This window comes from Psychrobacter nivimaris, from assembly GCF_904846365.1.
GTDB classification, from domain to species: domain Bacteria; phylum Pseudomonadota; class Gammaproteobacteria; order Pseudomonadales; family Moraxellaceae; genus Psychrobacter; species Psychrobacter nivimaris_B.
In genome coordinates this window covers 49,209-58,436 of record NZ_CAJHAL010000025.1, presented here as the reverse complement: position 1 = coordinate 58,436, position 9,228 = coordinate 49,209, and the positions used below count along the sequence as shown (strand labels likewise).

Below are 9,228 nucleotides of genomic sequence, written 5' to 3'. Positions count from 1 at the left end.
CTCTCTTCCTGAGCAACTTTGAGATCACGTTTAAGACGTTTATTCTCTTCTAGTATAGCCATGAGCTCAGGATCATATTCTTTAGTACCAATAAGCTGGCCTTTATCAGCTTTGTTTTGCCAGTTAGATAATGTCTGCATGGCGATGCCAAGCTGCTTTGCAGTCGCTGAAACATTGCCCTTATTATCTGCTATCTTTTTAACGGCTTCAGCTTTGAATGCTGCACTATAGGTTCTGATTTTCTTAGTCATGATAAACTCCTCATTGAGTCGTTAGTTTACCAAGTTTGGTTCTACAGTTTTTTCAGCATAGCTCAAAGTAGGACAGGTCTATTACGACGATATGCAGCAAGTATTGGATCAGCTCGAGCAAAGCAAAGAAACAGTACGCAGTTATCAAACGACGCCAATGGGACGGTTACGTATCAGCTCTATGGTGGGTTTTGGTGAAAAGATACTGCTACCACTGCTAGATGAGTTTGGTGAGTTGTATCCAGAGATTGTGCTAGATGTCAGTCTCAGTGATGAGCTATCAGCATTAGGACGTGACGATGTCGATATTGCGATTCGCGGTGGTTATGCGCCAAATGAGCGAGTGCTTGCCATTAGGCTCATGGATAATGGGTTTATACCGGTTGCGTCGCCCAGTTATTTAGAGATGCATGGTGTACCTAGTCATGTGATGGAATTAAAGGAACATAAAGGCCTGTATTTTAAAGCGCCAAACGGGCCAACGCCTTGGCTCTGCTATGTCGACGATCAGTGGCATGATGTCTCAGGACCTGCAGTGGCAATTTCAAACAATGGACCATGGCTAGCCAAAAAAGCTTGTGATGGTGAAGGGGTTTTGATGTCCACTCGGTGGGCACTATCCTCATATCTTGAGTCAGGCGCATTGCAAGAGATTAAATTTGAGCATCCATTAGCAATCACGCAGCACGCTGATATGGCCGTATATCTGCTGTATCAAAAGCAGCGCTATCTAGTGCCTAAGGTAAAAGCTGCTGTCGATTTTTTGGTTGAGAAAATAAAAGTAGGGAGTGAGCGTTGATGTAAGGGAAGTGTGCTATCTACAACCTCATTACATTCATATTCGTATCAACACCTAAGAGGCTTAAGATACAATCGTCATAGGATATTATGACAGGCTACTCATTATATTCCTGATGGAAAATAACAGATAGCTCGTTGGCTGCCTCTTGCATGACAGGCACATAGCTCAGTAGCTCATCCAAAGATTTTCTGACAGTAGGACTATGAGTAAATACCGTAGCAAATGCAGGCTGGTCACCATTCGGAATCGGGACAGCACAGGCGACCATACCAGGAATAAACTCTTCATTATCTGTCCCTATCTGTGTCTTACGCACTTCAGCAATGGACGTCATGAGTTGTTTTTTGTCAGTCTGAGTATGGGTCGTGAGCGCCTGTAACGATAGTTTTTCTACAATACGCTCGCACTTATTATCTGCCAACTGCGTCAACAATAATTTGCCACTGGCACAGGCCCAGATAGGTATATTGGTTCCGGTAGGTAACTGTATTTGGACAGGCCAGTCAGATATCACACGATCGATATACACCACTTCTAAGTCTTGCAGCACCGCAATCCCTACCGACTCACCAATTTTGGCTGAAAGCTGTTGTAATATCGCCAACCTTTCTGCTTTAAAAGGACTGTTTTTCCACAGGTCTAAAGCTAAGTCATGCGTTCTTTTTCCGCAGGTTACTTTTCCATGCAAATCCAATTGGACAAATTGAAGCGGTTGTAGCTGATTTAACAATCGGTACATACTAGGTACAGGGATGTCCAATGTTTCTGCTAAGTCAATAACGCCCATAGGCTTAGCAGATTTGGCCAATACTTCTACGATTTGCAAAACTCGCTCGACGCTTGAGCCCTTTTTTTTGACATTATTCATATTTCAATTTGCATCCTTAACTGTGCGTTTAAGAAGATCACTCATCATATTCATCACATATTTCTGTATTCATATCTTGTCATATCGAAGTTGTTCTGATAAGTTACATAACGATAATCATAGTTCTCGGTATATGAAATAAAGTTATAAATAGCCATACCAATATAAAACAAATAATAAACTTTTATCTGCTAAAAATAATAAAGCGTAAGAGGTTGTAATCATGTTAGATTTAGCAAATATGACGCCGACAGAGGTCAGAGCGTTAATCAGTAACAATGAACTTAACAAGCCGACTTCTGGCATGTGTAAAGGTCATATACAAGCAAACCTAGTCATAGTGCCCAAAAATTTAGCCTATGATTTTTTATTGTTTGCACAAAGAAACCCAAAGTCTTGTCCTATTTTAGATGTAACAGATGTCGGTAGCGCAGAGCCACGTCTCATGGCAAAAGGCGCAGACTTGAGATCTGATGTCCCAAAGTATCGGATATACAAATTTGGCGAATTAGTGGCTGAGGTGTCAGATCTAAAAGATTACTGGAGAGAGGATTTGGTCTGCTTTCTTTTAGGATGCAGTTTTTCCTTTGAGTCTGCCATGCTAAATGCGTCTATTCCTATCAGACATATCGAAGACAATCACAATGTGCCAATGTATATCACAAACGTAGAGACTGAGCCTGCAGGACAATTCCATGGGAAAATGGTGGTTAGCATGCGGCCAATACCTTATCCATTAATCACCAGAGCCGTCCAAGCCACCTCTCGATTTCCGCAAGTTCACGGCGCGCCTATTCATATCGGAGACCCTAGTGTCATCGGTATAACCGACATTCATGCGCCTGATTTTGGTGATGCATCCATCATAAAAGAAGGCGAAGTCCCTGTATTTTGGGCTTGCGGTGTGACGCCGCAAAGTATCGCTATGACTAGTAAGCCAGAGCTGATGATAACGCATTCACCAGGACATATGTTTATCTGCGACCCAAGAGATGAAGACTTGGCAGTTCTATAATTTCTGATGACAAAAGTGCTTTTAAACGCATAAAAATAATTAATTTCAAACTACTATTTTAATAAGCCAATCAATAAATTGTCACATAACATTCAACAATCACACTCTACATACATCACTAGGTACGAATTTTTTATAAAAAATAATTATTTACTTTCACTCTAACGGAATAGCCAATCATATGAATATCAATTTCACGGATCTTGAAAAACTGATCAAACTTGCAGAATGCGCCGATATAAAATCTTTAGAAGTCACTGACGGTGATGCACGTATTTCTATCGTTTGCCAATCTGACGACAACCAAAGTAGCGGCAATCATATCGCTCATACTCCCAACCCAAGGGCCTCTCATTCAGAGCCTCAAACCGAAACCACTCAAAACAGTACGGATAATAATACCAATGTAGGCAGTGATCGTAGTGATGAAACTGTGACTACAGAGATGGAGAAATCCCAAGTAATAGCGCCTATGCTAGGTACGTTTTATCTTCGCTCTGAGCCGACAGCAGAAGTGTTTTTTCAGGTAGGAGATAAGGTGCAAGTAGGGCAGACACTATGCATCATTGAAGCCATGAAAATGATGTACGAGGTCAAAGCAGAAACTGCGTGTACGCTTAAAGAGATTTTGGTCGATGAAGGTGATGTTGTAGAGTACGCCCAGCCCTTATTTGTTATAGAGCCAAACAGTTAAAGCCACTCAATAGCCGCTCAATATTGTATAGACGCTGCACAAACACTGTATTTGACACTATATTTTTAAGGGAATAAACATGTTCACAAAAATCTTAATTGCCAATCGCGGCGAGATTGCTCTACGTATTATCCGAGCTTGCAAACAGCTGGGTATTAAGTCCGTCATTGCCCATTCTGAATCAGACAAAGACTCGTTACCCGTGCGCCTAGCCGATGAAGCAGTATGCATCGGGCCTGCCAATGCCACGCACAGTTATCTTAACCAACGAGCGATTGTGTCTGCTGCAAAGCTTACCAACGCGCAAGCCATCCATCCAGGCTATGGCTTTTTGTCTGAAAACGCAGACTTTGCGGCCTTGATTGAAGATTCAGGTCTCACGTTTATTGGTCCAACGGCTGACAATATCAGAAACATGGGCGACAAAGTTGAAGCCAAAAAACAAATGACAATGGCTGGCGTGCCCTGTGTGCCTGGTTCTGATGGCGCATTGCCTGCTGATTCAGAGCAAGTTATCAAGATTGCCAGTGAGGTCGGTTATCCAGTCATTATCAAGGCGGCAAGTGGTGGTGGTGGTCGTGGGATGCGCGTGGTCGAAAAAGAAGCTGACTTACTCTCTGCGATTTCTATGACGCAAACAGAAGCCAAAGCCAATTTTGGTAGCGCTATTGTTTATCTTGAAAAATACTTACAAGCACCTCGTCATATCGAAGTGCAAGTCATGTCTGATACTCACGGCAATGCTATATATTTAGGCGAGCGTGATTGCTCTATGCAGCGTCGTCATCAAAAAGTCATTGAAGAAGCGCCAGCACCCGGTATCACCGAAGAGCAGCGTCAGAAAATCGGTCAAGCCTGTGTCACAGCTTGTGAGCAAATGCAGTATAGAGGCGCAGGCACGTTTGAGTTTTTATATGAAAACGGCGAGTTCTTCTTTATCGAGATGAATACCCGTGTGCAAGTGGAGCACACCATCACTGAGATGGTGACGGGCGTCGATATTGTACAAGAGCAAATAAGAGTAGCTGCAGGGCTTCCATTGGCATACAAGCAAAGTGATATCGCCATTACCGGACACGCTTTTGAGTGCCGTATCAATGCCGAAAACGCGCAGACATTTTTGCCAAATGCGGGGCGCATAGACTACTGCCACATGCCAGCAGGGTTTGGTATCAGAGTGGATAGTCATGCTGAGTCGAACTACACCGTACCACCATCCTATGACAGTTTGATTGCCAAGATATGTGTACAAGACCGTTCAAGAGAAAAAGCGATAGAAAAAATGCGTGCGGCCTTATCGGAAGCGCAAATTACGGGCATTGATACCAATATTGGGCTGCATCAACGACTGTTTGAAGATGAGGTGTTTTGTGAAGGTCAAATGAGCATTCATTATCTAGAAGAGTGGATACAAGACAATATATAAATCAGTTCTTGCCCGCAAAAGTGAAAACCAAATCTGGCATTAGTGTCAGAATTAAGATAACAGATAATGGAGTGCGTGCTGATGGAACTACAATGGCAAATATGCAGCGAAACCAATCTAGTGTTGTTTTTTCCTAAACCAACCACCTTAGAAAAACAACAAAAATGCTGGGCTTTATCAGACAGCATCCAGAATATGCCAGAAGTCATCGAAGTGGTGATTGGCATGAATACGCTCAGTGTATTCATCGTGCCATTAACTTGGGCTGAGCTGAATACTTTCAAAGATAAGCTTTCAGACCTGCTCAATGATATCCCTTCAAAAACCATCCAAGGTAAGCACGTCGAGATACCAGTGCATTACGGCGGTAAGTATGGCCCCGATCTAGCGGCCATGGCGAATGACCTAAATCTCTCAGTTGAAGCCGTTGTCGATCTACATACCAAAGCCACTTATACCGTTTACTTTATCGGTTTTCAGCCAGGATTTCCTTATCTTGGCGGCTTGTCTGAGTCCTTATACTTCCCAAGACATGCCGTACCTAGAACCCAAGTGCCCGCAGGCTCAGTGGGTATTGGCGGTGAGCAGACAGGGGTTTATCCTTTTGATTCTCCAGGCGGTTGGCAGCTACTCGGCCAGACGGATACTGCTTTATTTGATTTAACCAAGACCTCTCCGACGTTACTTAACGCAGGCGATACTTTGACATTTAAAGCGATTGATATTCATCAATAAGCGATAAATAAAAGATGCATGAATCAAAAAGACAAATAAACAGGTGGTATCAATGAAAGTTTTAACCGCAAGTGCCGTTGCCAGTATTCAAGATTCGGGACGACTGGGTTACCGAAGCATGGGCGTGGGTAGAAATGGCGTGATGGACAGCTGGGCGCTACAAGCCGGCAATGCTTTGATGAAAAACGAAGCCAACGAACCCGCTATTGAAATAGCGCTCGGTGAGCTAACCATACAGTTTGAAGAAAGCGTCAGCTTTTGCTTAACAGGCGCTTTATACGAGGCCTATCTAGACGACAAGCGCGTTCCTTGTTATTGGCGTATCAATGCAACAGCTGGGCAAACGCTCAAACTTTTGCGCCCGCTACAAGGCATGTATACCTATTTATGTGTGCATGGCGGCTTTGATATTGAGCCAGTGTTGCAGTCAGTCAGCACCAATCTCAAAGCAGGATTTGGCGGATTTGAAGGCAGATATTTAAAAGCCGATGACAGCTTGGCAGTAAAGACTGAATCAAGTCTGCCTGTGATTGGGGTAGCCCGTCTTGCCCCAACCGAGGTTATCCGAGTGATAAAAAGCAGTGAGTATGATTGCTTCACTGAGTCGTCTAAACAAGCATTTGAGACCCAGCCATGGAAACTACAAAGCAGTAGCAACCGTATGGGTTACCGTTTGGAGGGAGCTACAGCGCTTGAGTTTAGTAAGCCAGTAGAAATGAGCTCACATGGCGTTGATATTGGGATGATTCAGGTGCCACCACAAGGACAACCGATTGTCCTAATGGCAGACGGGCAAACGACGGGTGGCTATCCTAAAATCGCAACCGTGATTCAAGCAGACATAGGTCTGATGGCACAGATTAGATTTGGCAAAGCCTGTCAGTTCGTCATTGTGTCGTTAGAGCAGGCGCTGCGTGAACAACAGAAAAGACAACATTACATCGATCAAATAAAGGAGTATGCCAATGAAAATTGATTTAAATGCTGATGTGGCGGAAGGCTGCGGGCAAGACGATAAGTTATTGACGATAGTCAGCTCAGCGAATGTCTGCTGCGGTCTTCATGCTGGTTCTTACAGCGAGATGCTAGCCACGTTGCAATTGGCAAAAGAAAACAATGTGAGCGTAGGCGCGCATCCTGGTCTAAACGATAGAGAAAACTTTGGCCGTATTCATCAGCTGTTAAGTGAAGCCGATTATCGTGCTTTATTGGTATATCAATTGGGCGCAACCAAAGCGCTTTGTGACTTGGTTGGTGTGTCATTAGACTACGTAAAACCGCATGGTGCGTTGTACAACCAAGCGGCCATTGATGAAGATTTATCAGACATTTTGGTCAGTGAAATCAAACGATTTGATCCAAATCTAAAAGTCATGGGTCTGTCGGGTGGTTATCTGGTTAAAGCAGCCAAAAAACAGGGTTTAGCCTCGATATCAGAAGTGTTTGCTGATAGGAACTATGAAAAAGACGGCTCATTGGTCTCCCGCACTAAAGACAATGCCTTAATCACCGACACAGACGAGGCCGTTAAACATGTATTACAAATGGTCACTGAAGGGACTATCACCAGTGTCTGCGGTCAAACCGTACCCGTAGAGGCGCAAAGTATCTGCCTACATGGGGATGGCGAACACGCTATTTTATTTGCGCAAGAAATAAAGAAACAACTAGAGCTCAAAGGTATCACTATCTCTGCCCACTAAATATCCGTTTCCTAATCATTTGATTAAATAATCCCCTATAGAACAAGGATGTTTATGAGCACCATAAAAAAACATAATACCGCCATTTTAGGCGCGGCCTTCTTGATGGCCACATCAGCAGTAGGGCCAGGGTTTTTGACCCAAACGGCCACATTTACCGAAAGCCTAATGGCAAGTTTCGGCTTTGTTATCTTAATCTCTATTGTTATGGATATTGGCGTCCAGCTTAACGTTTGGCGTGTAGTCGCAGTCTCCAAAAAACGTGCACAGGAAATCGCCAACTTGGTGTTCCCTGGTGTTGGTTACTTGCTCGCTTTCTTAATTATTGCGGGTGGTCTGGCTTTTAATATTGGTAATATTGGCGGTGCTGGACTTGGCATGCAGTCCATGTTTAATATGTCGCCCATCACAGGCGCCCTGATCAGTGGTGTGATTGCCGTCGCCATATTTTTAGGCCGAGAAACGGGGCCTATGATGGATAAATTCGCTCAGTTAATGGGCTTTATCCTGATTGTATTGGTCATTTATGTGGTCTTTAAGTCTGATCCACCATTAGCAGAAGCCGTCAGCAAAACGATCATGCCTGACAAGATTGATGCAGTGGCTATCGTGACGCTAGTTGGCGGTACGGTTGGCGGTTATATTACTTTCTCAGGTGCGCATCGCTTATTGGAAGCAGGCGTCAGCGGAGAAGAGAATTTAAAATCAGTGACCAGAAGCTCAGTCTCAGGTATTTTGATTGCCTCTGTTATTCGCGTATTTTTATTCCTTGCCGTATTAGGCGTGGTGTCTCAAGGCTTTGCATTGGATCCTGCCAACCCAGCCATGTCGCCGTTTCAGTATATTTTAGGAAATGCGGGTAAAGTTATTTTTGGTATGGTGATTTGGGCGGCGTCTGTGACCTCAGTGATTGGTGCTGCTTATACCTCTGTGTCTTTTATGACCAACTTTCATCCGTTCATTGAGACTTATAAACGCTACTTCATTATTGGTTTTATCGTTATCTCAACGTTGGTGTTTGCCACTATCGGTAAACCGGCTCAAGTATTGGTATTGGTTGGTACGTTAAATGGTTTGGTATTGCCTATCGCTATGGTTATTATCCTGATTGCCGCCTACAGAAAAAATATCGTTGGCAATTATAAGCATCCGATTTGGATTGCGGCATTTGGTTGGTTAATCGCCATCGTGATGAGTATCCTAAGTGTTATGACCATTGCTAAATATCTGGGCATGAGTTAAAAAATTAAGATAAGGAATGTATTATGGATATAGAGCAAATAACACGTGTGGTCAAACTGGTTGAAAGCAGTCAGCTGCACGAAGTCACGATTGCCGACAATGGGCAATCTATTACGGTGGTTAACAATCTAGGTGCGCAGAATAATGTTAGCGCTAATCCTATAGAGGCCAAGCCTACTCATGAGCCTGAACAGACTGGTAGTGATGTCTTGCAAGTAGGTGCCACTTATGTGGGGCAGATCTATTTAAGTGAAGACGATGCAACAGACAACTTGGTCAAAGAAGGCGACCACATTCAAAAAGGTCAAACCGTTTGCTTCATTGATGAGTTGACCCGTTTGCAGCCAGTGATTAGTAATAAAGAGGGTGTGATCATGGCTGTCTTGGTTGAAAGTGGCCAGAACGTTGAGTACGGACAGCCTATTTTTGAGTTAGCCCGTAGTTAAAGACAGTTAACGTAGTTTTGGTTAAGACAAAATATAAACCCTTTAA

General features: G+C 43.6%; 11 protein-coding genes. 9 read left to right on the top strand and 2 right to left on the bottom strand.

From position 1 onward, the window contains the following. A partial coding sequence (locus tag JMX63_RS10980; protein WP_201572349.1) for a transposase occupies window positions 1-251 on the bottom strand: 251 nt, incomplete at its 3' end. Between the two features lie 91 nt (window positions 252-342). On the opposite strand from JMX63_RS10980, the gene JMX63_RS10975 reads away from it, so the two are divergent. After that, window positions 343-1,050, top strand: coding sequence for a substrate binding domain-containing protein (locus JMX63_RS10975; RefSeq protein ID WP_265089103.1), 708 nt, complete (start codon window positions 343-345; stop codon window positions 1,048-1,050). 97 nt (window positions 1,051-1,147) lie between these two features. On the opposite strand, the gene JMX63_RS10970 is transcribed toward JMX63_RS10975, so the two are convergent. Then, window positions 1,148-1,921 (bottom strand): IclR family transcriptional regulator, encoded by a 774-nt coding sequence (locus tag JMX63_RS10970; protein ID WP_201572348.1) that lies wholly within the window; start codon window positions 1,919-1,921, stop codon window positions 1,148-1,150. A 223-nt stretch (window positions 1,922-2,144) separates the two neighbouring features. Between JMX63_RS10970 and JMX63_RS10965 the strand changes: the two genes are divergently transcribed. From JMX63_RS10965 to JMX63_RS10930, 8 genes are all read left to right on the top strand, one after another. Next, on the top strand, window positions 2,145-2,936 hold the full coding sequence (locus tag JMX63_RS10965) for a putative hydro-lyase (RefSeq protein WP_201572347.1): 792 nt from the start codon (window positions 2,145-2,147) through the stop codon (window positions 2,934-2,936). A 181-nt stretch (window positions 2,937-3,117) separates the two neighbouring features. Then, window positions 3,118-3,630: an acetyl-CoA carboxylase biotin carboxyl carrier protein gene (gene accB, locus JMX63_RS10960; protein WP_102090636.1), complete on the top strand. Its 513-nt coding sequence runs from the start codon at window positions 3,118-3,120 to the stop codon at window positions 3,628-3,630. 79 nt (window positions 3,631-3,709) lie between these two features. Next, a complete protein-coding gene (accC, locus tag JMX63_RS10955) occupies window positions 3,710-5,056 on the top strand; it encodes an acetyl-CoA carboxylase biotin carboxylase subunit (protein ID WP_201572346.1) in 1,347 nt (448 codons plus the stop codon). An 81-nt stretch (window positions 5,057-5,137) separates the two neighbouring features. Then, on the top strand, window positions 5,138-5,791 hold the full coding sequence (pxpB, locus tag JMX63_RS10950) for a 5-oxoprolinase subunit PxpB (protein WP_201572345.1): 654 nt from the start codon (window positions 5,138-5,140) through the stop codon (window positions 5,789-5,791). Between the two features lie 52 nt (window positions 5,792-5,843). Next, a complete protein-coding gene (locus JMX63_RS10945; RefSeq protein ID WP_201572344.1) occupies window positions 5,844-6,767 on the top strand; it encodes a 5-oxoprolinase subunit C family protein in 924 nt (307 codons plus the stop codon). Further along, window positions 6,757-7,494, top strand: coding sequence for a 5-oxoprolinase subunit PxpA (pxpA, locus tag JMX63_RS10940; protein ID WP_201572343.1), 738 nt, complete (start codon window positions 6,757-6,759; stop codon window positions 7,492-7,494). Before JMX63_RS10945 ends, pxpA begins: the two co-directional genes overlap by 11 nt. 54 nt (window positions 7,495-7,548) lie before the next feature. Further along, window positions 7,549-8,736 (top strand): NRAMP family divalent metal transporter, encoded by a 1,188-nt coding sequence (locus tag JMX63_RS10935; protein ID WP_201572342.1) that lies wholly within the window; start codon window positions 7,549-7,551, stop codon window positions 8,734-8,736. Between the two features lie 23 nt (window positions 8,737-8,759). After that, window positions 8,760-9,182, top strand: a complete 423-nt coding sequence (locus tag JMX63_RS10930) for an acetyl-CoA carboxylase biotin carboxyl carrier protein (protein ID WP_201572341.1) — start codon at window positions 8,760-8,762, stop codon at window positions 9,180-9,182. The last annotated feature ends 46 nt before the right edge of the window (window positions 9,183-9,228 follow it).